This is a genomic window from Arthrobacter nitrophenolicus, assembly GCF_045833485.1.
GTDB classification, from domain to species: Bacteria; Actinomycetota; Actinomycetes; order Actinomycetales; family Micrococcaceae; genus Arthrobacter; species Arthrobacter nitrophenolicus.
Genome location: NZ_CP174504.1, coordinates 2,776,723 through 2,798,359, shown reverse-complemented (window position 1 = coordinate 2,798,359; position 21,637 = coordinate 2,776,723). Strand labels below are relative to the sequence as shown.

At 67.9% G+C, this 21,637-nt stretch carries 25 protein-coding genes; 16 read left to right on the top strand and 9 right to left on the bottom strand.

The window, feature by feature from the left end; translation table 11 throughout:
• Window positions 1–32: 32 nt before the first annotated feature.
• Window positions 33–956, bottom strand: coding sequence for a DMT family transporter (locus ACJJV6_RS13090; RefSeq protein ID WP_407709111.1), 924 nt, complete (start codon window positions 954–956; stop codon window positions 33–35).
• 171 nt (window positions 957–1,127) lie between these two features.
• On the opposite strand from ACJJV6_RS13090, the gene arr reads away from it, so the two are divergent.
• On the top strand, window positions 1,128–1,547 hold the full coding sequence (gene arr, locus ACJJV6_RS13085; RefSeq protein ID WP_407709110.1) for an NAD(+)--rifampin ADP-ribosyltransferase: 420 nt from the start codon (window positions 1,128–1,130) through the stop codon (window positions 1,545–1,547).
• 169 nt (window positions 1,548–1,716) lie between these two features.
• Window positions 1,717–2,901, top strand: coding sequence for a metallophosphoesterase family protein (locus ACJJV6_RS13080; RefSeq protein WP_407709109.1), 1,185 nt, complete (start codon window positions 1,717–1,719; stop codon window positions 2,899–2,901).
• A gap of 94 nt (window positions 2,902–2,995) precedes the next feature.
• On the opposite strand, the gene ACJJV6_RS13075 is transcribed toward ACJJV6_RS13080, so the two are convergent.
• Complete coding sequence (locus ACJJV6_RS13075) at window positions 2,996–4,159, bottom strand: hypothetical protein (protein ID WP_407709108.1); 1,164 nt, start codon at window positions 4,157–4,159, stop codon at window positions 2,996–2,998.
• Between the two features lie 253 nt (window positions 4,160–4,412).
• Between ACJJV6_RS13075 and ACJJV6_RS13070 the strand changes: the two genes are divergently transcribed.
• Together ACJJV6_RS13070 and ACJJV6_RS13065 are read left to right on the top strand one after the other, a co-directional pair.
• On the top strand, window positions 4,413–4,823 hold the full coding sequence (locus ACJJV6_RS13070; protein ID WP_407709107.1) for a hypothetical protein: 411 nt from the start codon (window positions 4,413–4,415) through the stop codon (window positions 4,821–4,823).
• Window positions 4,824–4,918: 95 nt separating this feature from the next.
• Window positions 4,919–5,920: a bile acid:sodium symporter family protein gene (locus tag ACJJV6_RS13065; RefSeq protein ID WP_407709106.1), complete on the top strand. Its 1,002-nt coding sequence runs from the start codon at window positions 4,919–4,921 to the stop codon at window positions 5,918–5,920.
• 31 nt (window positions 5,921–5,951) lie between these two features.
• On the opposite strand, the gene ACJJV6_RS13060 is transcribed toward ACJJV6_RS13065, so the two are convergent.
• The 3 genes from ACJJV6_RS13060 to ACJJV6_RS13050 form a co-directional block, all read right to left on the bottom strand.
• On the bottom strand, window positions 5,952–6,287 hold the full coding sequence (locus ACJJV6_RS13060; RefSeq protein WP_407709105.1) for a cupin domain-containing protein: 336 nt from the start codon (window positions 6,285–6,287) through the stop codon (window positions 5,952–5,954).
• A gap of 79 nt (window positions 6,288–6,366) precedes the next feature.
• On the bottom strand, window positions 6,367–7,236 hold the full coding sequence (locus ACJJV6_RS13055; protein ID WP_407709104.1) for a DUF1295 domain-containing protein: 870 nt from the start codon (window positions 7,234–7,236) through the stop codon (window positions 6,367–6,369).
• Window positions 7,237–7,356: 120 nt separating this feature from the next.
• Window positions 7,357–8,217, bottom strand: a complete 861-nt coding sequence (locus ACJJV6_RS13050) for a GntR family transcriptional regulator (RefSeq protein WP_407709103.1) — start codon at window positions 8,215–8,217, stop codon at window positions 7,357–7,359.
• A gap of 149 nt (window positions 8,218–8,366) precedes the next feature.
• Between ACJJV6_RS13050 and ACJJV6_RS13045 the strand changes: the two genes are divergently transcribed.
• From ACJJV6_RS13045 to ACJJV6_RS12990, 12 genes are all read left to right on the top strand, one after another.
• Entirely contained in the window at window positions 8,367–9,377 is a 1,011-nt protein-coding gene (locus ACJJV6_RS13045) for a 2-keto-3-deoxygluconate permease (RefSeq protein ID WP_407709102.1), read from the top strand.
• A gap of 38 nt (window positions 9,378–9,415) precedes the next feature.
• On the top strand, window positions 9,416–10,681 hold the full coding sequence (locus tag ACJJV6_RS13040) for a RuBisCO large subunit C-terminal-like domain-containing protein (RefSeq protein WP_407709101.1): 1,266 nt from the start codon (window positions 9,416–9,418) through the stop codon (window positions 10,679–10,681).
• 1 nt (window position 10,682) lies between these two features.
• On the top strand, window positions 10,683–11,981 hold the full coding sequence (locus ACJJV6_RS13035; RefSeq protein ID WP_407709100.1) for a four-carbon acid sugar kinase family protein: 1,299 nt from the start codon (window positions 10,683–10,685) through the stop codon (window positions 11,979–11,981).
• 54 nt (window positions 11,982–12,035) lie between these two features.
• Window positions 12,036–13,079, top strand: coding sequence for an alcohol dehydrogenase catalytic domain-containing protein (locus ACJJV6_RS13030; RefSeq protein WP_009358755.1), 1,044 nt, complete (start codon window positions 12,036–12,038; stop codon window positions 13,077–13,079).
• A gap of 75 nt (window positions 13,080–13,154) precedes the next feature.
• Window positions 13,155–13,376, top strand: coding sequence for a hypothetical protein (locus ACJJV6_RS13025; RefSeq protein WP_407709099.1), 222 nt, complete (start codon window positions 13,155–13,157; stop codon window positions 13,374–13,376).
• 2 nt (window positions 13,377–13,378) lie between these two features.
• Window positions 13,379–13,885 (top strand): methyltransferase family protein, encoded by a 507-nt coding sequence (locus ACJJV6_RS13020; RefSeq protein WP_407709098.1) that lies wholly within the window; start codon window positions 13,379–13,381, stop codon window positions 13,883–13,885.
• A 96-nt stretch (window positions 13,886–13,981) separates the two neighbouring features.
• Entirely contained in the window at window positions 13,982–14,413 is a 432-nt protein-coding gene (locus tag ACJJV6_RS13015) for a DUF2177 family protein (RefSeq protein ID WP_407709097.1), read from the top strand.
• Between the two features lie 31 nt (window positions 14,414–14,444).
• On the top strand, window positions 14,445–15,731 hold the full coding sequence (locus ACJJV6_RS13010; protein ID WP_407709096.1) for a hemolysin family protein: 1,287 nt from the start codon (window positions 14,445–14,447) through the stop codon (window positions 15,729–15,731).
• Between the two features lie 431 nt (window positions 15,732–16,162).
• Window positions 16,163–16,687 carry a hypothetical protein gene (locus tag ACJJV6_RS13005; protein ID WP_407709095.1) on the top strand — a complete coding sequence of 175 codons (525 nt, stop codon included), beginning with the start codon at window positions 16,163–16,165 and terminating at the stop codon, window positions 16,685–16,687.
• A gap of 152 nt (window positions 16,688–16,839) precedes the next feature.
• A complete protein-coding gene (locus ACJJV6_RS13000) occupies window positions 16,840–17,574 on the top strand; it encodes a hypothetical protein (protein ID WP_407709094.1) in 735 nt (244 codons plus the stop codon).
• Window positions 17,575–17,756: 182 nt separating this feature from the next.
• A complete protein-coding gene (locus ACJJV6_RS12995) occupies window positions 17,757–18,191 on the top strand; it encodes an ester cyclase (RefSeq protein ID WP_407709093.1) in 435 nt (144 codons plus the stop codon).
• Between the two features lie 201 nt (window positions 18,192–18,392).
• Entirely contained in the window at window positions 18,393–19,460 is a 1,068-nt protein-coding gene (locus ACJJV6_RS12990) for a glycerophosphodiester phosphodiesterase family protein (protein ID WP_407709092.1), read from the top strand.
• Between the two features lies 1 nt (window position 19,461).
• On the opposite strand, the gene ACJJV6_RS12985 is transcribed toward ACJJV6_RS12990, so the two are convergent.
• From ACJJV6_RS12985 to ACJJV6_RS12970, 4 genes are read right to left on the bottom strand one after another with little or no spacing between them, the layout of a single operon-like run.
• Window positions 19,462–19,905, bottom strand: a complete 444-nt coding sequence (locus ACJJV6_RS12985; protein WP_407709091.1) for a VOC family protein — start codon at window positions 19,903–19,905, stop codon at window positions 19,462–19,464.
• A 52-nt stretch (window positions 19,906–19,957) separates the two neighbouring features.
• Window positions 19,958–20,455 (bottom strand): mycothiol transferase, encoded by a 498-nt coding sequence (locus ACJJV6_RS12980; protein WP_407709090.1) that lies wholly within the window; start codon window positions 20,453–20,455, stop codon window positions 19,958–19,960.
• Window positions 20,442–21,227, bottom strand: coding sequence for a DinB family protein (locus ACJJV6_RS12975; protein ID WP_407709089.1), 786 nt, complete (start codon window positions 21,225–21,227; stop codon window positions 20,442–20,444). Before ACJJV6_RS12975 ends, ACJJV6_RS12980 begins: the two co-directional genes overlap by 14 nt.
• A gap of 2 nt (window positions 21,228–21,229) precedes the next feature.
• Window positions 21,230–21,556 carry a hypothetical protein gene (locus ACJJV6_RS12970; protein WP_407709088.1) on the bottom strand — a complete coding sequence of 109 codons (327 nt, stop codon included), beginning with the start codon at window positions 21,554–21,556 and terminating at the stop codon, window positions 21,230–21,232.
• Window positions 21,557–21,637 lie beyond the last annotated feature (81 nt).

The window sequence follows — 21,637 nt, the reverse complement described above, 5'->3', positions numbered from 1 at the left end:
ATGGAATCGAACCTTCCCCGCAGACGTCGCCCTCAATGGCCATCGGACCGGTCAGTGTCGGAATTCTGCCCCTCTGGCGGCGGCGTTCTTCCCGGGCGCAGCGCGCCGACATACACACCCGCAAGGACCAGCAGACCGCCGAGCACCAGGTTGGTGGTGACCGGTTCATCGTCGAGCCATGCGGAGAGCAGGACGGTTACGAACGGGATCATGACGAACCCGTACGCAGCCCGCGTGGCCGGCCAGGACTGGAGGACCACGAGGTAGAGCAGGAACACCACAACCGACCCGATGACCACCAGGTAGCCCAATGCCAGCCACGTCTCGATACGTTGCGGGATCACCAGCGGGTCGCCTGCGGCCATGGCGGCGGTGAGCAGGACGGCTGCTCCTGAGGTCATGCCCACTGCGTTCATGGTCACCGGGTGCGCCCCCGGGAACCGGCGCACGAGCACCAGGGCCTGCGCGAAGCAGAACGCGCCACCCACGACGGCGAGGACAGAGGTCAGGGGCACGTCACGCTGCAGGGAATCACGTGACATCAGGGCTACCCCCGCGAGCGCGAGCAGAGTGCCGATGACTGCCGCGGCGCGGACGCGCTCCTGCCGCCAGAGGACCGCAAGCAGCAGCGTGGCGAGCGGCACAATCGCGAGCAAGGTCTGGGCGAGGCCGGCCTGCACGCGGACCAGGCCGTAGTAGATCAGGGCGAACGACAGGCCGAAGTTGAACAGGCCGTACAACATGGAACCGGCCAGCGCCCGTCCGCGCGGCAGCGCCAGCCTGAGCACCGCCATGACAGTTAGGAGTATTGCAGCGGCAAGCGCGAACCGCAGGCCGGCCCCCCACAATGGCTCGAGCTCGCGGTTGCTGAAGCGGATGCCAATGGCGTTTCCGCCGGCGAGCACGGCCTGGACCAGAAACGCGATGAGCGCCGCCCGTTCCCCGTCCTTGGTCATGCGCTGAAGACTACGCCGCAACCAGCACCAGGCGTAGGCCCCTTTCGCAAGGGCACTGCTCCCGCATCACCCTTGAAATGCAGCGCACGACGGCGGCACCCGGCCTGCGGACCTTCGCTGACGTTTGGTGCGGGGTTGGCTAGGGTGGAAGCCCGCACTCAAGGAGGCAGCATGGAATCCCACCCGGCCAACCCCAATGATGCAGGACCTTTCTTCCACGGCACCAGGGCAGACCTGCAGCCCGGCGACCTGCTGGTTCCCGGCTACGCCTCCAACTACGGGGGACGGAAGACCGCGAACCACATCTACTTCACGGCCACCCTGGATGCGGCCACCTGGGGCGCCGAACTCAGCACGGGCGAGGGAGCCGGCAGGATTTACCAGGTGGAGCCCACCGGCCCGTTCGAAAACGACCCCAACCTGACGGACAAGAAGTTCCCGGGCAACCCCACCCGGTCCTACCGCACCCGCGACCCCCTCCGGGTGCTCGACGAAGTCAAGGACTGGCAGCCGCACTCCCCCGAGGCGCTGCAGCACATGCTGAACCACCTGGAGGATCTGAAGCGCCAAGGCATCGAGGCGATCGACTGAAGCCGCCCGCCGCCGTCGTAGGATCACTCCAGCGGGGCGGCATCCCGTGTCCCTTTGGGCGAGTGGCCGCAGCTGTTCACCCTGCGTTTGGGAACCGGTTCCCGCGGCTTCCTAGAGTCGCTGGGACGGCGGCGGGAATCCCGCCGCGCATGACGCGGAAGAGGCAGCGATGACCATCAAGATCGACCAGCACACGTTCAGCCGGAGGGCTGCCCTGGCGACCGCCGGCGCCCTCGGCGCCCTGGGCGCCGCAGTGGCTGCGGGCACCGGAGCCACCGCCGCCCCGGGCGCCAAGGCCCCCAAACCCACCCTGGCATTCCGGCCCGACGGCCGGTTCAAAGTGGTCCAGTTCAACGACACGCAGGACGACGAGCAGACCGACCGCCGCACCATCGAGCTCATGGACCGCACGCTTGACGCGGAAAAGCCGGACTTCGTGGTGATCAACGGGGACGTCATCAACGGCGGCTGCGACACCGAACTGGAGGTCAAGCAGGCGCTGAACCAGGTGGTGAAGCCGATGGAGAGCCGGAAGATCCCCTGGGCCGTCACGTTCGGCAACCACGACGAGGACTCCGCGGCGAAGACCGGCATGACCGAAGCCAGGATGCTGCAGTTCCTGCAGAGCTACGAGTACAACGTCAACGGCGACACCACCGATGGCGTCACCGGCACCTCCAACTCGCTGCTGCTGGTGCAGTCCTCAAAGTCCAAGGATCCTGCCTTCGGACTGTGGCTCATCGACACCGGCCGCTACGCCCCGGACAGCATCAACGGGCAGGACTTCGAGGGGTACCCGGACTGGGACTGGGTACGGATGGACCAGGTCACCTGGTACCGGAACCTCTCCATCGCCACCGAGCAGAAGTACGGCCGGAAGATCCCGTCCCTGATGTGGGGCCACATCGCCCTGCACGAGCACCGCAACATGTGGTTCGCGAGCCTGGACTCCCGGACGGACGCCGACCACCAGCGTGCCGTGAAGAAACACAGCATCGTGGGTGAACGGAACGAGGACGAGTGCCCTGGCCCCTTCAACTCAGGCCTGTTCAACGCCTTCCTGGAGCGCGGCGACGTGCGCGGCTACTTTGTGGGCCACGACCACGTCAACACCTACGTCGGCAACTACTACGGCGTTGAACTCGGCTATGGCCCGGGTACCGGCTTCGGCGCGTACGGCCTGCCCGGCGCCGAACGGAACCGGCTCCGCGGCGCCCGCGTCTTCGAGCTCGACGAGAACCACACCGGCATCTACAAGTCCACCCGCCTGGTCTTCGCCAAGGACTTCGGCATCGACCTGACGGCCAACGACCAGCCGGTCACTCCCGATCCCCTGGGCCCGGCGCAGCAGTAACCCGTGAGCAGGGCCTGAGGGCTCCGCCGGTCATCACCGGCGGAGCCTGAATCGCCCATATGCTCTTCGAGCCCAACCGTATTGCCCGTTGCTGTCAGAGCGCTGTCCGGCGGCGCAGCAGCAAGACAACGGCGGCTGAGGCGCACAGCACCAGGCCGCCAACCACACCGGCCATCACCGGAAGGCTAAGCACGGCACCCGGGTTGGCTGGTTCTGCCGCTGCTGGTGCGCCACCGGGACCGGCACCGCCTGCCGCGCCTTGCTCCAGCGAAGCCGCTGTGGCGGGTGCCGCCGTCGGAGGCTCTATCACCGTCAATGACTTGTCGCCCCTGTTCACCACCACAACAGATCCGTCGCGGCGGACAGCCATCCGGCCGGGATCGTCCCCGCTGGGTACGGTCTGGGAGGCAGCGGCCGCTCCGGCGGGAATGACGGAGACCGTGTCGTCCAAGCTGTTGGTGACATACACCGTCCCGTCGGCACCGGCCACCACCTCCTGCGGCGCAGTGCCCACGGGAATCCGCCGTGCCACGGCGGTGCCGCCGGGTTCTATCACCGCCAGGTCATTCGTGAGGATGCCGGCCACATACACGGTCCCGTCCGGCGCTGCCGCAATCCCGTGGGGCTGGGCCTTGGTGCCGACGTCGATGGTATGTGAAGGTGCCGGAGCGCCGGCCGGAACCACACTGACGGTGCCGGCCAACTGATTGGTGATGTAGGCGGTCCCGTCCACGGCCACGGCCGCCTCCACCGGGGACGGCCCGGCCTGGATGTGGCGTTCCACGCGGGCATCACCGGGCTTCACGACGGACACCGAATTTTCGGCCGAGTCCACCATGTACAGGGAGCCCTCCGGTCCGACCGCCAGCCAATGCGACCCGCCGGACACCTTGATCGCCAGGGTGGCTTTGTCCGATCCAGGGGCCACCATCCCGATTTCCCCCTTGCCGGATCCACCGGACTGGGACACATACAGCGTCCCGTCCGGCGTCACGGCCAGCGACGTCGGGAAGTGGGCCGCGATGGTGCGGGACGGCCTGGTCTCCCCGGGCGGGTAGACGCTGATGCTGCCATGGAAGTCGTAGTCGCTGACATAGAGGGTGCCGTCCGGCCCTTCGGCTATGCCCAGCGGCTGGACGCCGGGGCCTACCACGAGTCCGGCGTCGGCGTGGGCAGGAAGCACGACGACGGCGGGAGCCAGCAGGAGTGCGGCGGCGGCTGACAGCGTGGTGGCCGCCGCCCGCAGCGGCGGGCGCATCCGGCGTCGGCCTGGTTTCCGGTGCGGCTTCGCGGCGCGCCTTAAAGACATTGTTTTCACGTGTTTCCCCCAAAACTGTGGCCGCAGTCCGGCAACCGTTCGATCCTACCCGGCCTGCGGCTAGCGCCCGCAGAGTGAGGTGGAGCAGTGGCTGGACGGGCCGCTGAATAGCTTCCCCTAGGCTTAGGAGCATATGCACCGGCCCGGCTCTGCGGCCGGTGCAAACTTTGTCGCACCAACTCTGGGGGAAGTTGTGAAAGTTGGACTGGGGCTCACAGGAATTGTTGCAGCCATCGCGCTGGCGGGTTGCGCCGGCGGAGAGACCGCCGCACCCGCCCACGCGCCGGCAGCGGCGGCAGTGCCTGAACAGCCGACGACCATTGGCGGGTACGAGGGCTGGTGGAATGCGACGCCGCTGTCCGGTGACGCCACGGGACTGCCGCAGGAAACCGTGGCCGTCAACGTCAGGACCGGCAAAGTGGTCGACGCCTTCAACCGCGCACTGAACGACGCCGGCAAGGTCACCAATGTCTCGGATGTGGACTATACCGTTGTCCCCGACCCTGCCTGGCCGGCGGATTCCGTGGTCATTATCGAGACAGCCACAGGCCACGTCATCGACAGCTTCCCCGTGGACCAGAACGGAGTACCCGTCCACCCCTAAGCATCCGGTCCACAAACGCCATCGAATTGCCAAACCGTTACGGCGGGGAACGGCTGATTCTGGAACCGGGCCCGTCCCGTGATAATCCGGTAGGTATGCCTCCTTTATCCGGACCCGCCACAACGTCATCAGCCGAAGAACGCAGCGCCCGCATCGCCGTCACGCTTTTCCCGCTTCTCATCCTTGCCGGCGGTGCCGTCGCGCTTGCCGCGCCGGCCGCGTTCTCCGGCTTGGGCCCCTGGATCAACCCCCTCCTGGGGCTCATCATGTTCGGCATGGGGCTGACGCTCACTCCCCCGGATTTCGCCGTCATCGCCAAGCGGCCCGTCCCGGTGGTCATCGGCGTGGTGGCCCAGTACGCCATCATGCCGTTCCTCGGCTGGCTGGTGGCCGCGGCACTCGGACTGCCTCCGGCGCTCGCAGCCGGAGTCATCCTGGTGGGCTGCTGCCCCGGCGGGACGGCATCCAACGTGGTGTCCTACCTGGCCAAGGGTGACGTTGCCCTGTCCGTGGCGATGACCACCGTGTCAACGCTGATCGCCCCGCTGCTGACACCTGTGCTCGCCCTGTGGCTGGCCGGCCAGTACATGCCGGTGGACGCCGGTTCCATGGCCTGGTCCATCGTCCAGATTGTCCTGTTCCCCGTCCTGCTGGGGCTCGTCATCCGCGTCTTCCTGCCGCGCATGGTCAGCAAGGCCCTGCCCGCCCTGCCTTGGATTTCGGTCCTCGCCATCACCGTCGTGGTGATTGCCGTGGTGTCCGCAAGCGCCAAAGCCATCTTCGCCGCCGGGCTGCTGGTCCTGGCCGCCGTCATCCTGCACAACGGCCTGGGCTACGCCCTCGGGTACGCCGCCGCCCGTCTCTTCAAGCTGCCGGTCCCGTCCCGGCGTACGACGGCGATCGAGGTCGGCATGCAGAATTCCGGCCTGGCCGCGGGGCTGGCGCGGCAGTACCTGACCCCCGAATCGGCGCTGCCCGGCGCCATCTTCTCCGTCTGGCACAACGTGTCCGGTGCGCTCCTGGCCGCCTACTGGCGCCGCCGCGGCACCCCTGCCGTCAAGGACAGAGGCAAGGTCCCGGCAGCGGTGACGGAGTAAGCGAACGCCCGGCGCCGCCGTCGTACTGAAGTCACCGGTCCGTCTTGACCACCGTGAACAGGACCGCCGAGTCCTCCTCGGCCTCCAGGCTGTGCAGCCCGTCCGGGACGATCAGCAGGTCCCCGGCCTTGCCCTGCCAGGCCTCGCCGCCGGACTTCAGCCACACGGATCCCCTGATCACGTAGACGGTGGCCTCGCCCGGGTTCTGGTGCTCGCTCAGTTGGGTGCCGGCGCGGAAGGCCATCACGGTCTGCCGCAGCCTCTTCTCGTGGCCGCCGAACACGGTGTCGGACGCCCGCCCGCTGGAGACCGCCACGGCCGCCTCGAGCTGCTGGCGGGCCAGGGCGTCAATCGATATCTTCTGCATGCGGACACCGTACCCATGTGGCGGGGCGGGGGCCAGAGGCTGCCCGTCCGGCACTTGGGATCTGCGCCGGGGCGCCGGACTACCGGACTGCCGGGACCAGCACCGGGGTGTTCTTCTTGTAGGCCTCGTAGTCGGGCTGGCCGCCCCACTTCTTGTCGGCTTTCTTCTCCAGGGGCGGGATGCCGCTGCCCTTGATGAGCAGGAATGCGACGAACACTGGGGACAGCAGGGCAACCCACTGCCAGCCTTCCAGGACCGGCACGGCAATCAGCAGCACGCCGATCCAGAGCACGATTTCACCGAAGTAGTTGGGATGGCGGGACCTGGACCAGAGGCCGGTGGAAATGAACTTCCCCTCGTTGGCCGGGTCCGCCTTGAACCGGCGCTTCTGACTGTCCGCCGCGATTTCGACGCCGAAGCCGGCGGCCCACACCACAAAGCCGGCGAGCGCCCACCCGTCCAGCGCCACGCGGGTGGCCGAGGTGATGGCAATCCAGGCTGCTGCCGCGGTGAGGACCACCCAGAGCCCCTGCAGAGTCCAGGTGTTCAGGAAGCGGAAGAACGAGGGCTTGAGCTCGTCGAACCGGTCGTCCTTGCCGTGCCTGCGGACACGGCGGAACAGGAAGCTTCCCAGCCGCGCCGCCCACGCCACCACCATGGCCGCGAGCAGCAGCGCCCGCGTATCCACGCCGGGGGTCAGCAGGACCAGCAGGACGGTGATGGAGATGTAGGTCAGGGCGCCGGTGAGGTCGTAGTACGTCTCGGTCTGCGCTTTGAAGGCAGGGATGAACGCCAGCCACTGGATCAGGAACGCGGCCGCCACCCCCAGCGCGAACAGGGGGAAGCCGCCCACCGCGGCACCGCCCTGGCTCCCCGCGACGGCGACGAGCACCCCCACCACCACCGCAACCAGCAGGATAATAAGCGCCTTGCGGTCTGCGTCCTTCATACGATCCGTCCTCTTCCCAAGTCTCGGCGAAGCGTATCGCCCACTAGGTCTTCGGAGCAGGAACGCTCTTGTATGGCCCGTTGCGGGAAGGTACGACGACGGCGGCGCCCGCCGGGTGCCTTACCCGGCGCCCCGCTCGAGATCAGCCAGTTCCGATTCAAGCTGCCGGGTCAGGTTCCGCAGGCGCCGGATGTGTTCCTCGGATACGCGTCCGGGTTGCGATGTCACCTGCGCATCCACGTCGAAGACGGTGTTGGGGCTGTGCCAGACGTTGAACCATTCGAGGCCGTGGCCAAGCGCGTCGCGTGTCACCCCTTGCAGCAGGAGCAGGGGTTCGCGGACGTTCGAGCTGAGTTTGTGGGCCAGGTCGGCATCTGCTGACACGGCCTGGACCTGCCGGGGCCCGCCCGCCGGATGGTAGCCGTGCTCGCGCATGAGGCCAAGCAGTGAAGCGTTCTCCAGCAGTTCCCTGGTGAAGTGCGGGAAGAGGTCGCGAGGCACCCAGGTCCTCATGAAGGCCACCGGGACGTCCTCCAGGTAGCGGACGCGCTCAATTTTCCACGTGTTTGTGGTGTTCAGAGCATTCACCGCCGGCTCGGGCGGGGCCTCGTGCTCGACGGAAAGGACGTGCGTCCGCAAGCGCTGGCCGTGCGCGGCCGCCTGTTCGTCCAGCCCGCCGGCCCGCTGCAGATGCCGGCGGAGGACCGGGGCGGCGGCCACGACGCTGCCGCGGCCTCGCTGGCGGCGGATCAGTCCAAGGTCGGACAGTCCGGACAACGCCTGGCGGACGACGCTGCGGGAAACACCGAATTGTTTCTGGAGTTCCTCTTCGGTGGGAAGCGGCGACCCGGGCAGCAGCGGCCGTTCCACAATTTGCCGGTGCAGGATGTCCCGGATCTGCGCATGAAGGGGCGGACCTTCCTCCCGGTTCAGGCCGTTGGCCCGCTCCCGGGGCTCTGCCCCGGCTGGTTGCACACTCACACTGACTCCTTTGCCGCTTGAGCACATCTTAGCCCCGGGGCGTTGCATCTCCCTCTTGACGGGTGATCTGAACCACAGGTAATGTACGTACTAATTGTACGGACTTGATCCGGCGACTGGAACATACAAAGACGTAGAAAGGTCGAGAAATGACGCAGCTGCACTTGAAGGGCGGGCGCTCACGCCTACCGATGTTCGCCTTCCTCCAGAAGGTCCCCGCAGGCATGATGCTGATACCGCTCATGCTGGGCGTGCTGATGAACACCTTCGCTCCCGAAGCCCTCAAAATTGGCGGCTTCACCACGGCGCTGTTCAAGGAGGGCACCCTGACGCTGATCGCCGTGCTGATCCTCGCCACCGGCGCCCAGATCACCGGAAGCCACAGCGGCAAGGCCGCCGCCTCCACCACCACCGTTGTCCTGGTCTGCAAGACCCTGATCCCCGCCACCATCGCGGTGACCCTGGGCCTGGTGGTCGGCATCGAAGGCATTGCAGGCGTCTCGATCCTGGCGATGCTGGCCATCTTCGGCAACAGCAATGGCGCCCTCTGGCTGGCCTTCGCCGGCCAGTACGGCGACGAGCGGGACACCGGCGCCTACGTCGCCAGCGCCTTTGATGACGGGCCGTTCCTGGCCCTGCTCTTCCTGGGCGCGTCCGGGCTGGGCGACATCCCTCTGCTTGCCTTCGCCGCGGCACTGATTCCGTTCATCATCGGCCTGATCATCGGCGCCGTGGACCGCGAGTGGACCAAGGCCCTGGACCACGTGCCGAACATTGTGATCCCCTTCATGTCCTTCGCCGTTGGCACCGGCATCAACCTCAAGACCGTGCTCACCGGCGGAACCGCCGGGATCTTCCTCGGCCTGATCGTTGTCGTGTTCACCGGCGGCCTGACCTATCTCGGGTACCGGTTCGTCCTGCGGCGCGGTTCCAAGAGCGGTATCGGATTCGCCGCCGGCACCACGGCCGGCAACGCCGTCGCCGTCCCCGCGGTAGTCGCCGTCGCCGACCCCAGGTTCGAACCCTTCGTCGCCTCCGCCTCAGCCCAGGCCGCCACCGCCGTCCTCGTGACAGCGCTGCTCGCCCCGATGGTCGCGTCCTGGGCCCTGAAGCGGGCCGGGGGCCTGCAGCCGGCCGACCCGGTCCCCGCCGCAGTCTGAACCATTCCTTGCACATCCCCTTCCTGGACGGAGAAACCATGCGCGACCCGCGCTCGGTGCGCTGCACCTACTACCTTGAGTCCGAAATCGATCCCGAGAAGGCCGCAGCCATCATGGCCGGCGAGCAGTCCAGCGGCACGTTCCTGCCGGTGCCGGGCGAGTCAGCCCGGATCCGTGAGCGGCATGCCGCACGCATCTCGAACGTGCAGGAGCTCGGCTTTTGCCGGCCCTCCCTGCCATCCCGGTCAACCCCGGAAAAGGTCCGGGCTGCCCTTGTCACCGTCGATTTCCCCATGGAGAACATCGGCACGGACCTGGCCACCCTGCAGACCGCCATCGCCGGCAACCTCTTCGAACTGGGCGATCTCTACGCCTGCCGCCTGCAGGACATAGCCCTGCCCGAAGACTTCGTCGCCGCCCACCCCGGCCCGGCCTTCGGCATCGAAGGGACCCGCAAACTCATCAGTGACGTCCAGGGCGTCATGGTCGGCACCATCGTCAAGCCCAACGTCGGGCTCTCCGAAGAGGAATTCCGGCTCGTGGTCCGCGACCTGGCGATGGCCTCCATCGACCTGATCAAAGACGACGAACTGATGACCGACCCCGCCTACCTGCCCCTGGAACGCCGGGTAGCCGTAGCTACCGAAGAAATCCGCGCCGCCGAGCAGGTCACCGGCCACTCCACCATGTACGCCTTCAACATCACCGGCGACCTTGCCGGCCTGCGCAAACGCCACGACCTCGTCGTCGAAGCCAGCGGCCGCTGCGTGATGCTGAACATCCCGGTCATGGGCCTGCCCGCCCTGGCCATGCTGCGTAGCTTCGCCGAAGTCCCGATCCACGGCCACCGCGCCGGCCTCGCGGCCTCGATGCGGTCCAAGGGCCTGGGCATGGACTACCGGGTCTGGCAGCAGATGGCCCGCCTCGCCGGCGCCGACCACCTGCACGCCAGCGGACTGGGCAGCAAGTTCTACGAACTGGACGAAGAGGTCGCCGCGAACATCCGCAGCCTGCTCGAACCCCTCGGACAGACCATCGCCCCGCTGCCCGTCCTGTCCTCCGGACAGAACGTCACCACCCCCGGACCCACCTTCGAAGCCGTCGGCTCCACGGATCTGATGATGCTCGCCGGCGGCGGCGTCGCCGCCCACCCCGACGGCCCCGGCGCCGGGGTGCGCAGCCTGCGCCAGGCCTGGGAAGCAGCCGTGGACGGAATCCCCCTCAAGACGGCAGCCGACAAACTCTCCTCAACGGGGGACAATGCACTCCTGCACGCAGTCCAAGCCTTCGCGAAAGGTGCCTGACATGCCCGCTTTCGGTTTCGTCGCCGACGACCTCACCGGAGCCGCCGACGTCCTGGCCCAGTCCCACCGCTACGGCCTCGAAGCTGTCCTCGTTATCGGGGACGCGCCACTGCCCGGCGATGCTGACGTCGTCGGAATCGCCGGGCCCTCCAGGTCCCTGGCCGGGGAAGCCTTCGACACCCTGGTCCGCAGGGACCTGGCAGGCATCGCACCACTGAACCTGGAGGTGCTGCTCTACAAGGTCTGCTCCACCTTCGACAGCTCCACCACCGTCGGCAGCATCGGCCGCGGCATCCAGCTTCTCCATGAGCAGTTCCCCCTCCACGGCCCCATCCCCGTGGTCCCGGCCCAGCCAGGATTCGGGCGGTACACCGCCTTCAGCAACCACTACGCGACCCACGCAGGAAAGACCTACCGGCTGGACCGCCATCCCGTCATGTCCCGGCACCCCTCCACCCCCATGGCCGAAGCCGACTTGCGCCGGGTCCTCGCCGAACAGCTCGGCGGCGCCCGGGAACCGGACGCGATCCACCTGCCCGCCTACGACGACGGCACCTTCAAGGACGCCTGGGCGGACCGCCGGCGGGACCCCGGCGCGCAGGCCTTCGTCGTCGACGCCGTGGACGAACACCACATGGACGCCGTCGCCGAAGCCCTCACCCGGGAAGAGCACGGCCACGGGCCCTCCATCGTCGTAGGATCCGGCGGCATCATGGCGGCCCTGGCGCGGACTGTTTCCGACCACGCCCCACGCACCCCAGGACCGCAGCGGCCCTCGGGACCCGTGCTGGCCGTCAGCGCCTCAGCGTCCAGCACCACAGCAGAGCAGATCAACGACGCCCTCACCAACGGCTGGGAAGATGTTCCCGTCCCTGCCGGGCTGCTGCAGCGCCACGACCCGGCGGCCGTGGCAGCCATGGACCGGCGCGTTTCCGCAGCCCTGCAAAAGGGCCGGAACGTCGTCGTCCACACCACCCGCGGCGCGGCGGACCCACGCTACGGAACTGCCGCACCCTTGGACGCCGGCTACGTGGGCGCGCTGATCGGCGGCGTCGCCGCACGGATGGCCGGCGCCGGGCTCACCCGCGACATCGCAGTCTGTGGCGGCGATACCTCCAGCCACGCACTCATCGCCATGGGTGTCCGCGAACTCCGGGTCTCCGACCAGTTCGTCACCGCAGGGCCGATCCTGCAGCCCGACGGCTCCTCCGCCGTCGCCGGCTGCCGGCTCGTCCTCAAGGGCGGACAGGTGGGCCCCACCGACATCCTGCGCCGCTTCGCCGGCCAAACCGCCGGGTAACAACCACAAGCAATTGCTTCACGCATCACCAGAACCAACGAAAGGCGGCCCCCAATGCGGGCAGTAGTAAAGAACGCGGCCGAACGAGGCGTCAAGTACGTCACCGACGCCGGAGACCCCAAAGCCACGGAAGGGTCAGTCGTCATCCAGGTAGGAGCCGCGTCCCTCTGCGGCACCGACCGGGAACTCTACGAATGGACCCCCTCCGCCCAGGCCTTCAACCTCAACCTCCCCGTCATCCTCGGCCACGAAGGCGCAGGCACCGTCGTCGAAGTCGGCGCCGGCGTTACCGGATTGAAGGTCGGCGACCAGGTAGCCCTCGAAAGCCACCTCACCTGCGGACAATGCTTCCCCTGCCGCACCGGCGACGCCCACACCTGCGAACGGACCGGCATCCTCGGCATGCACATCGACGGTGTCTTCGCCGAATACGCGGCGGTCCCCCAGGACATCTGCGTCAAACTCCCCACCGGCTTGTCACTGGAATCCGGCGCCCTGCTCGAAGCCGCCGGCGTCGCCGTCCACGCCATCCAGCGCGCGAACTACTCCGTCGCAGGACGCGCCGTGCTCGTCAGCGGCGCAGGACCGGTCGGCCTCGTCGTCGTCAACCTGGCACTGCTCATGGGAGCCTCCCACGTCATCGCCGTCGACCCCAACCCCTACCGCCGCGCCCAGGCCGAAAAGCTCGGCGCCATCGCACTGCACCCCAACGACGGCATCGTCGAACGCTGCCGCGAACTCACCGGCCGCCGCGGCGGCTTCGACGTCGCCTTCGAATGCTCCGGCGCCCCCGGCACCCTGGCAACCCTCTTCGAAGCCGTCCGCCGCGAAGCCACCGTCATCACCGTCGGCCACCCCAGCCGCCCCGCGGAAGTCGACATCGCAGCCCACATCAACAAAAAAGGCATCACCCTGCGCGGAATCTTCGGTCGCCGGCTCTGGGAAACCTGGGAACAAAGCCTGCTGCTGCTGGACTCCGGAAAACTGGACCTCGACTGGCTCATCACGCACCGCATGAAACTCAGCCAGATCGATGAAGCGGTGGAACTCCTCACCGGGGACGCCTGCAAAGTCCTCCTCATCCCCGACCTCGGCTGAGCGGGCCCAGGTAACCAGGCGGGGGTGTGCATGCCGCATGCGCACCCCCGCTCATCCGCGAGTACTCTGATCCCCATGAGCACCCGTGACACGCCCGCGCAGATCGGCGACCTGCCGCCCCTCGGCCGGCCGGCCAACAGCGCCCTGCTCCTGGCCGGTATCACCACCCTGGCCCAGGTGGCGGAACACCCTTCCGGCCAACTCCTGGCCATGCACGGGGTCGGGCCCAGGGCCATCCGCCTCCTCGAAGCGGCCCTGGCCGAACGCGGGCTCGGCTTCGCTCCGGAACCGTCCTGACCATGACGGGCAACGCCATCACTTCCCTGGCCCGCCGGGCCAAGGCGACGTACGACAACCTTCCGCTGCCGTTGCCGGTCGTGGCCGCGATAGCCGCGGACCTCCTCCTCGCAAAGGTCCGTCCCCTGCCGCTCCCCGGGCCGCGGGCCCTGCACCGGGCGGCAGGGGCCGCACTGGTGATGGCCGGCGTCGGGCTTAACGCCTGGGCGCTGGCTGAACGGCGGCGCCGCTCGCCGGGCCCCTTCGCGCTCGAGCGGCCGGAGGAACTGGTGACCACGGGCCCGTACGCGTTCACCCGGCACCCGATGTACGTGGGCTGGTGGCTCATCGAACTGGGCGCGGGAACGCTCGCCGGCTCGTCCTGGGTCCTGGTGACCATGCCGGCCGAACTGCTGGTGGAACACCCCGTTGTCCTGGACGAAGAGGCTACGCTGGCCCGGCTCTTCGGGGACACCTACCGGGAGTACGCCGGGAACGTGCCGCGGTACCTCGGGCTGCCGCGGGCATAGGCGACGGCGGGCAGGGCCATCTGCCCACCCCTCCGGCTCCGAACGCAGAGTAGGACGCACCAAGTGTGCGCCTACCCCGCCGAGCCAAGGAGCAGCATGAACACCCGCCTTCAAAACTGGCTGACCGCCTACGTGGTGGGCGCCGTGATCTTCGCCGTCCTGGACGTCGCGTGGATCCTGACGGTGGCAAGCCCGCTGTACAAGAACCAGATCGGCCACCTGCTGGCGCCCAGCACCAACCTGGCCGGCGCCGTCCTCTTCTACCTCATCTTCGTGGCGGGCGTGGTGCACTACGGCGTGCGGCCCAACGATCCGGACGCCACCCTGCGGCAGCGCGTCACGGGAGCGGCACTGTTCGGCGTCTTCACCTACGCCACCTGGGCCCTGACCGGGTTCGCCGTGCTCAAGGACTTCACCGCCGTCGTCGTCATCACCGACATCCTGTGGGGCGCGGCCGCGTGCAGCATCGTCACCTGGCTGACGGCCACCGTCCTGAAGTCAAGGCTCAGGAAGCGCAGCACGGCGTAGCGTCCTGCCGGCTTTTCGGTAGTGTCTGACCATGGACGCCGACACCCTGGTCAACTTCCTGCTGGTCCTCTTCTTCGTGCTGCTGGGCGGGGTGTTCGCCGGCACGGAGATGGCGCTGGTGTCGCTGCGCGAAAGCCAGGTGCGCCGGATGGAAAAGGCCGGCAAGCACGGCGCCCGGATCGCGTCCCTGGCCGGCAACCCCAACCGGTTCCTCTCCACGGTGCAGATCGGCGTCACTCTCTCCGGCTTCTTCTCCGCCGCGTACGGCGCGTCAACGCTGGCGCCCGACGTCGAGCCCCTCCTCGAAGCCGCAGGCTTCGGTGCCGCCGCGGAACCGGTGGCGTTCATCGGCATGACGCTGCTGGTGGCCTACCTGTCCCTGGTGCTCGGCGAGCTGGTGCCCAAGCGGCTGGCGATGCAGAGCGCCGTCGGCTTCAGCCGGGTCCTGGCCCCTCCCCTGCACGTCCTGTCCAACCTGATGCGGCCGGCCGTCTGGGTGCTCTCCGTGTCCACCGACGCCGTGGTCCGGCTCTTCGGCGGCGACCCCCGCGCCACGCAGGAGAGCGTAGGCCTGGAGGAACTGCGGGACATGGTGGCCCAAAGCGACACGCTCGAGGACGAGAGCCGCGACATCCTCACCGACGTGTTCGGGGCCCGGAACCGCTCCCTCCAGGAAGTCATGCGGCCGCGCACCGAGGTGGCGTTCATCGACGGCGGCCTGACCGTCGCGGAGGCCCGCGAACTGGCACGGAACGGCCCGTTCTCCCGCTACCCGGTGATCGGCCGCAGCCCCGACGAGGTCCTGGGCTTCGTCCACATCCGCGACCTCATGCCGGGCAACGGCACCGACGACGCCGCCCCGGTCCGGACCATCGTCCGCGAGATCCTCCCGCTGCCGGGCACCAACAAGGTGATGCCCACGCTGTCCCGGATGCGGCGTCTGGGCCACCACATCGCCCTGGTGGTGGACGAGTACGGCGGCACGGACGGGATCGTCACGCTTGAGGACCTGGTGGAGGAGCTGGTGGGCGAGATCTACGACGAGTACGACGCCGGCGCGGACCATGAGGACAGCGTCACCGTGGGGCACGGTTCAGTGGACGTCGACGGCGGGCTGATCCTTCAGGAGTTCGAGTCGGCGTGCGGCATTGCCTTGCCGGAGGGGCAGTACGAGACGGTGGCGGGGTTCATGATCGACCGGCTGGGCCGGCTGCCCCACGTGGGCGACCGGGTGGAGGCGGACGGGCACGTCCTGACGGTCACCGCCATGGACCGGCTGCGGATTGCCCGGATCCGGGTGACGCCAACCCCTACCTAATGCCCCCTCCGGCCTCCCCTACTTGGCGCCGCTCCGGCCCTCTCTAAGGCGTGAGGACGTAAAATGTACCCGCCGGGAGGTGATGAAATGGCCTCCGTGTCGCCTTTCACCGACGGCATTCTCATCGCCACGAGCTGGGCATCGGCGGATTCAAGTTGCAGCACTTGCACTGAAGGAATCCATCAGCAAAACGAAGAATTGGCCTGACACGGCCCTACTCTAGTCAGCGGCGAGAACAGCGCAACAAATCACGTTGCTGCTGCTCGCCATTTGAAAGGCGCAGTTCGAACTGGGAGGTCCTGCGGCCGGGTGGCTCTTGGAGCCTGAAGAGGGCTTCCAAAGCACACACGGACCGGCGAAAGCCGTATCCGCGAATTCCTGTTATCACCAGCCACCGGCGTTCTGCCCCTGGCCTCTTCAGAAAGTCAGAAATGAAGAAATCACTTCGCCGTATCCTGGCCCTGTTCGCGGCATTGTTCGTCGCGTTGGCAGCGGGCATGACCGCCGCACAGGCGGCCACGAACTTTGGTAACGCTCCGCAGGGGGCGCACTACGCCCAAGGCTCGAGTGAGCCCGTCTGTACCCTCAGTGGCCTCACCGTAACCTGCACTGGTACGCAGATTGCCGGCGTCGGGAACACGAACGCGACTGTCACGTTGGCAGTCACCAGCACATTCACCGGGGTATGCCACAACCCGGGTGTGAACAGCAAGATCGTCGAACCCTTCACGGAATCCGAAACCACCACGACGTCCAGTGTGATTACCTCGACCAAGAACGGCAGGCTCGTCGTCCCGGCGCAGAGCGCGACCGGAACGAGCACTGCGGACTTCCTCGCGGATTTCACATGCCCCAACCCCAACTGGACACCGGAAGTCACTGGAACGGCTATCAGCTTCAGGTACTCGCTGACATTCGCGGGGTTCACCCAGCCTGCCATCCTGATCACCGGCTAGTCGACGCTCCCATAAGTAGGGCATAACCCCTGCTGCACGGCCCCGGGGCACCCATACTGTTGGGTCCCGGGGCCCACCCATGCCGGCTCCGTTGTCGCTGCAGGGGGCCGGGCGTAGACTGGGCCGCACCGCCGACCGGGAGTCAGGAATCCATGAAGAGCATCCGCGCCCAGGTCCTCGAAGCCGAACAGAACGCCACCCTTGGCAGCGGTGACGGCGAGCGCTTCTCCGGCTACGGCGTGATGGGGCTGCCCTTCAGTTCAGGGCATGTCCTGGCCATGCGCCGGTTCCCCGTCACCAGCGTTGGGCCCGGCTACACGTCCGTGTGGCTGCGCCGTCCTACCGGCGCCTGGACCGTCTACGCCGACGCGCCGCCCGAGCTCTCCTGCGCCCGCTACTTTGGCGCTGCGCTGGAAGCATCCGTCCAGTGCCCCGTTACTGTCACCTGGACCGGCGACGCTGCCCTGACTGTCGCCGTCGCCGATGCCGCCCTCACCTGGGACCTTGAACTGGAGCCGACCTCCATCAGCAGCGCCATGACGGGGATGCTTACTGCCATGCCCGAGTCCCTGCTGGAGCGGAAGGCATTCCTCGGCGCCATGGGCGCCGCAGCGGGCCCGGTCCTCCGCACCGGCAAACTCGGGCTCACCGGAAGCGTGCCCAACGGGCAGGGCTTCCGGGCCAAACCGCGCCGGTTGTGGTTCGTCGCGCGCAGCTCAGCATCACTGGCGGGCGAGGACTTCGGCATCCCCGCACCCCTCCGTGTCCAGTCCCGGCTGGGGGACTTCTGGATCCCGCAGCGCGGTATCTTCCTCATTGGCGCGTCGTCGTACGACACCTTTGACCCGGCCCGGCATCTCCCGGCCACAGCCCGCCGGCCAGCCTGACATAAGACAGGCACGCACACCGCTGGCGCCGAACAAGGGCGTCGCACCCCACCACAGGTGTCTTTTGGCTGTTGACTCGCGTGAACCCCGGGGGTGGAATGGAAGTGGCTCCCGCAGCAGCAGAAGCCGATCCTCGAAGCGGCCCCCGCTTCCGTGAGGCCGCCCAAAATTTGGAGGTCGAAATGGGACAGGCACGCGAAGTCATGGACCGCATCACCACGGCCATGGACCAAAAAGACAGGGAGACGCTGGCCAGGTGCTACGCCTCCGACGCCGTTGGCTACGGCCCCGACCAAGGGGAACTGCGCGGCCGCGACGCGATTGTAGGGTACTTCGCCGACTTCTGGGAAGCGATGCCGGACGTCCATTATGAGCACACGGCAAGGCATGAGTCCGGAAACGTGGCCATTGACGAAGGCATCATCGTCGGGACCAACACCGGGCCGCTGCACCTGTCTCCCGGCGATACCCTCCAGCCCACGGGCAAGGAGCTGCGGGTCAGGAGCTGCGATGTGGCAACGGTGGAAAACGGTGAGGTTACATCCCACCACTTCTACTTCGACCAGGTGGAGTTCCTGTCCCAGCTGGGGCTGATGCCGGAGCTGTCCACCCACTGACAGTACCTGCCCTTCCGGCTCCGAGGGGCTCCGCCGGGGCAACCGGCGGGGCCCCTCGCCGTCCCCGGCCGGCGTCACCCCGGCACCCGGCGTTAACCTCCGCTCCAACTCGCTGCACCACAACAGCCACCTGCCCTCCCTAGCGTGGACGGGTCAACGGCCCTGCAGGCCGACCCCGTTTCTTGCTGGAGGAAACCACCCATGCGCACAGTCCTGACCGCAGCGGCAGCCGCCGCGCTGATCGCCGCCATGGCGGGCCCCGCCGTCGCCGCCCCGGGCGACGAGGCCGGCGCGCCGTCGTCGAACGCTGCCGGAGCAGCCACGTCCGCAGTACAGGTGAACGAACGCAACGGCTCGTTCGACCTGCAGAGCCACCGCGGCGGCCGCGGCGAATGGACCGAGGAATCGCTCGCCGCGTTCGCCAACTCGCTGGCGCTCGGCGTGACCACCCTGGAGCTGGACACGCACCTGACCGAGGACGGCAAGGTGATTGTCTGGCACGACGACGCCATCCAGGCCGCCAAGTGCATCGACACCGCGCCGGCCACCGCGGGCGACCCCGAATTCCCGTACGTCGGCGACCGCGTGGCCGAGCTGTCCCTGGCACAGGTCCGGACCCTGAACTGCGGCTACGTGCAGCTGGCCGGTTACCCCGAGCAGGAGGTCATCGAGGGCAACCGGATCGCCGAACTTCGGGACGTTTACCACCTGGTCGAGGCCGCCGGCGCCGCGAAGGTCCGTTTCAACGTGGAGACCAAGGTGGAGAGCAGCCAGGTGGGCGGCGCCGGCATGGAGTCCCTCACCCGCGCCGTAGTGGCCGAGATCCAGGCCTCCGGCATGGCCGACCGCACCACCCTGCAGTCCTTCGACTGGTCCTCGCTGAACCTCACCAAGGAACTGGCGCCCGAACTGCCGCTCGTGGCACTCTCCAGCGGCGACGCCTGGATGGGCGTCGGCCAGCCCGGCGCCAGCCGCAACCTGGGCGGCATCGACATCGACGACTACGACGGTTCCCTTCCCAAGGCGGCAGCCGCCCAGGGGTACGACGTCGTCTCCCCCACATTCCGTTCGGTCACCCCCGGGATGATCGCCGAGGCACATGAACTGGGCCTGCCCGTCATCCCGTGGACAGTGAACACCACCGCGGACATGGAGCGCCTGATGGACCTGGGCGTGGACGGCATCATCACCGACTACCCCACCCGGCTGCGCGCCCTCATGGAGGAGCGCGGGCTGAAGCTGCCGAAGGCGTACGCGGTTCAGGGCTAGTTCAGCCTATCCGTTCGGCGAGGGAGACGATGAGCCCCTCCGGCCCGCGCACATACGCCATGCGCCAGGTGTTCTCGTACTCGCCAATTCCGCCCACCAGCCCGTAGCCTTCCGCGGCCAGCCGGTCCACCGTCCCTCTGAGGTCCTCCACCTCGAACGAGATGTTGCGCAGCCCCAGCTCGTTGGCCATCGCGTCGGGTGTGCCGGGCTGGTGGGCGGGGCGGATGAACCTTCCGAGCTCCAGCATGGTTCCGCCGCCGGGCGGGCGCAGCATGACAATCTCGGTGCGGGAGTTGGGGATGCCGCACACCGTGTCCAGGAACTCGCCCTCCAGTTCCATCGGCCCGCCTTCCACCTCGAGGCCCAGCCCGACGAAGAACTCGGTGACTTTCTTCAGGTCGGCAACGGTGATGCCGATGTGGTCAAAACGCCGTATCGCTGCCATGTACATCTCCTGGGGTTGGTTGCTGTTTGTAGATGCCGCCGGCCTACCAGAGCTAGTGGAGCCCCTTGGCATAGGCCGCCTGGCCCACGTGCTGGAGGCAGTCGGCGAGCGTACTGACCAGCCGGACGCCTAGCGTGACGGGCGGATCCCAGCGCTTATCCACGACGCGCTCCAGGTCCCCGTCGCTGAGTCCTTCAAGGAAGCCCCTGGTCTGCCGGTGCACGGCGTCGTAGTACTCCAGCAGCAGCTCCGGTTCCGCCAGCACCGCGTCCACCTGTCCGCTCGAGTGGCCATAGCCGGTGTCCCGTTCCGGCAGCGGCAGGCCAAAGCGCTCCACGAACCCCTGCCCCGTCCAGACCTGCTCCAGCCCGGCCGCGTCAGCGACCTGCGCGTCCTCCACCCTGCCAAGGTGCCAGATGAGCCAGGCGATGGAGTTCCCGGTCCCGGCGGGGCGCCGGGCGAGGGAACCGCCGTCGAGCCCCTCCAGCGTGGCTTCCACGGTCTCGCGGATCCTGCCGAACGCGTCCAGCAGCAGCTCACTGGTTTTCATCGGTCCCCACTTTCTTCTGTTTGATCCCGGCGGCGATGGCGTCCAGGTCGCGGACGGCGAAGCGGTGGTGCTCCCATTCCTCCTGCAGGATGGTGTGCAGGCAGGAGAGGACGGTTTCCCCGTAGCTGGGATCGTCCGGGTTCTTTCGTATGCTGCCCAGTTCCTCTGCGGTGACGCCGGCCAGGTAGTCCCGGACCATGGCAACGCGGCCGGCGCGGACCTCGAGCACTTCCTCATAGGACGGCGGGGCCGGCGAGAAGACGGACATGTCCAGGCCGTCCGTCTCGTACTCGGTGTTCGGCTGGCCGGCGGGGTGGTAGGGCTGCCCGTACCCGAGCACGGCGCCGCGGAGCCACTTGTCTGTTGCCATGACCAGGTGCCGCAGCGTCTGCGCGAAGGACCACTCGCCGTCGACGCTCACGTCCACGGTGCCGGCCGGCATCACCTCAACCCGTTTCAGGGTGGCGGACCACGTCCGCTCCACCTCCGCCCACGCTTCGCGGAGCCCCTCCGGATCCCCGGCGTGCCGCAGTTCCCTGCCGGGGAAGCGGCGGTTCAGTTCGGCCTCCACAAACGGGGCAACGTCCACGCCGTTCACCAGCAGGGAGCCGCCGCCTTCCAGGAGCCACGGCGCGTCGATGTCCGCCTGGTCCACGTCCACGCCGCGCATTACCGCTCCGGACAGACTGGACCGGACAAAGCGGGCCCCGCGCAGGTCCACGTCCAGGAACTCGGAACCTTCAAGGTCCCCGGAGCCGTTGAAGGTGGCCATGTTTATGACTTGGCCGCGCGGATTGCCCTGCGGACCGCACCGCCGAGCGCGGTGATGACCGGCACCAGGCAGACCAGTGCCACCACGGTGTTCGGCCGGAACGACACCTGCCCGCCGACATTCCGGTACACGCCCAGCGGCAGGACCATGCCTCCTCCCCCGCCGCCGGACGCGCCCTCCTGCCCGGCCTCACCGCCGCCGCCGAACCCGAAGGACACCATGGCCACCGGGATGACCTCCTCCCCTCCGAGCTGGACCGGGGCTCCATACGCCCGGGAGACGCCGATGTTCTTGAACGATTCGATCAGGGACGCGAATGTATCAGCCATGGCTCCCACCCTAGGAGTCCCGCCGGGCCCGCGGTAGCCCTGTACGGGGTTCACTGCACCTGCGGCCGGCGGGTCCGGAGA

Coding starts and splice junctions, on each gene's coding strand:
- ACJJV6_RS13090 (WP_407709111.1), bottom strand. CDS start 956: ATGACCAAGGACGGGGAACGGGCGGCGCTCATCGCGTTTCTGGTCCAG.
- arr (WP_407709110.1), top strand. CDS start 1,128: ATGGAATCCCACCCGGCCAACCCCAATGATGCAGGACCTTTCTTCCAC.
- ACJJV6_RS13080 (WP_407709109.1), top strand. CDS start 1,717: ATGACCATCAAGATCGACCAGCACACGTTCAGCCGGAGGGCTGCCCTG.
- ACJJV6_RS13075 (WP_407709108.1), bottom strand. CDS start 4,159: ATGCGCCCGCCGCTGCGGGCGGCGGCCACCACGCTGTCAGCCGCCGCC.
- ACJJV6_RS13065 (WP_407709106.1), top strand. CDS start 4,919: ATGCCTCCTTTATCCGGACCCGCCACAACGTCATCAGCCGAAGAACGC.
- ACJJV6_RS13060 (WP_407709105.1), bottom strand. CDS start 6,287: ATGCAGAAGATATCGATTGACGCCCTGGCCCGCCAGCAGCTCGAGGCG.
- ACJJV6_RS13055 (WP_407709104.1), bottom strand. CDS start 7,236: ATGAAGGACGCAGACCGCAAGGCGCTTATTATCCTGCTGGTTGCGGTG.
- ACJJV6_RS13045 (WP_407709102.1), top strand. CDS start 8,367: ATGACGCAGCTGCACTTGAAGGGCGGGCGCTCACGCCTACCGATGTTC.
- ACJJV6_RS13040 (WP_407709101.1), top strand. CDS start 9,416: ATGCGCGACCCGCGCTCGGTGCGCTGCACCTACTACCTTGAGTCCGAA.
- ACJJV6_RS13035 (WP_407709100.1), top strand. CDS start 10,683: ATGCCCGCTTTCGGTTTCGTCGCCGACGACCTCACCGGAGCCGCCGAC.
- ACJJV6_RS13030 (WP_009358755.1), top strand. CDS start 12,036: ATGCGGGCAGTAGTAAAGAACGCGGCCGAACGAGGCGTCAAGTACGTC.
- ACJJV6_RS13025 (WP_407709099.1), top strand. CDS start 13,155: ATGAGCACCCGTGACACGCCCGCGCAGATCGGCGACCTGCCGCCCCTC.
- ACJJV6_RS13020 (WP_407709098.1), top strand. CDS start 13,379: ATGACGGGCAACGCCATCACTTCCCTGGCCCGCCGGGCCAAGGCGACG.
- ACJJV6_RS13015 (WP_407709097.1), top strand. CDS start 13,982: ATGAACACCCGCCTTCAAAACTGGCTGACCGCCTACGTGGTGGGCGCC.
- ACJJV6_RS13010 (WP_407709096.1), top strand. CDS start 14,445: ATGGACGCCGACACCCTGGTCAACTTCCTGCTGGTCCTCTTCTTCGTG.
- ACJJV6_RS13005 (WP_407709095.1), top strand. CDS start 16,163: ATGAAGAAATCACTTCGCCGTATCCTGGCCCTGTTCGCGGCATTGTTC.
- ACJJV6_RS13000 (WP_407709094.1), top strand. CDS start 16,840: ATGAAGAGCATCCGCGCCCAGGTCCTCGAAGCCGAACAGAACGCCACC.
- ACJJV6_RS12995 (WP_407709093.1), top strand. CDS start 17,757: ATGGGACAGGCACGCGAAGTCATGGACCGCATCACCACGGCCATGGAC.
- ACJJV6_RS12990 (WP_407709092.1), top strand. CDS start 18,393: ATGCGCACAGTCCTGACCGCAGCGGCAGCCGCCGCGCTGATCGCCGCC.
- ACJJV6_RS12985 (WP_407709091.1), bottom strand. CDS start 19,905: ATGGCAGCGATACGGCGTTTTGACCACATCGGCATCACCGTTGCCGAC.
- ACJJV6_RS12980 (WP_407709090.1), bottom strand. CDS start 20,455: ATGAAAACCAGTGAGCTGCTGCTGGACGCGTTCGGCAGGATCCGCGAG.
- ACJJV6_RS12975 (WP_407709089.1), bottom strand. CDS start 21,227: ATGGCCACCTTCAACGGCTCCGGGGACCTTGAAGGTTCCGAGTTCCTG.
- ACJJV6_RS12970 (WP_407709088.1), bottom strand. CDS start 21,556: ATGGCTGATACATTCGCGTCCCTGATCGAATCGTTCAAGAACATCGGC.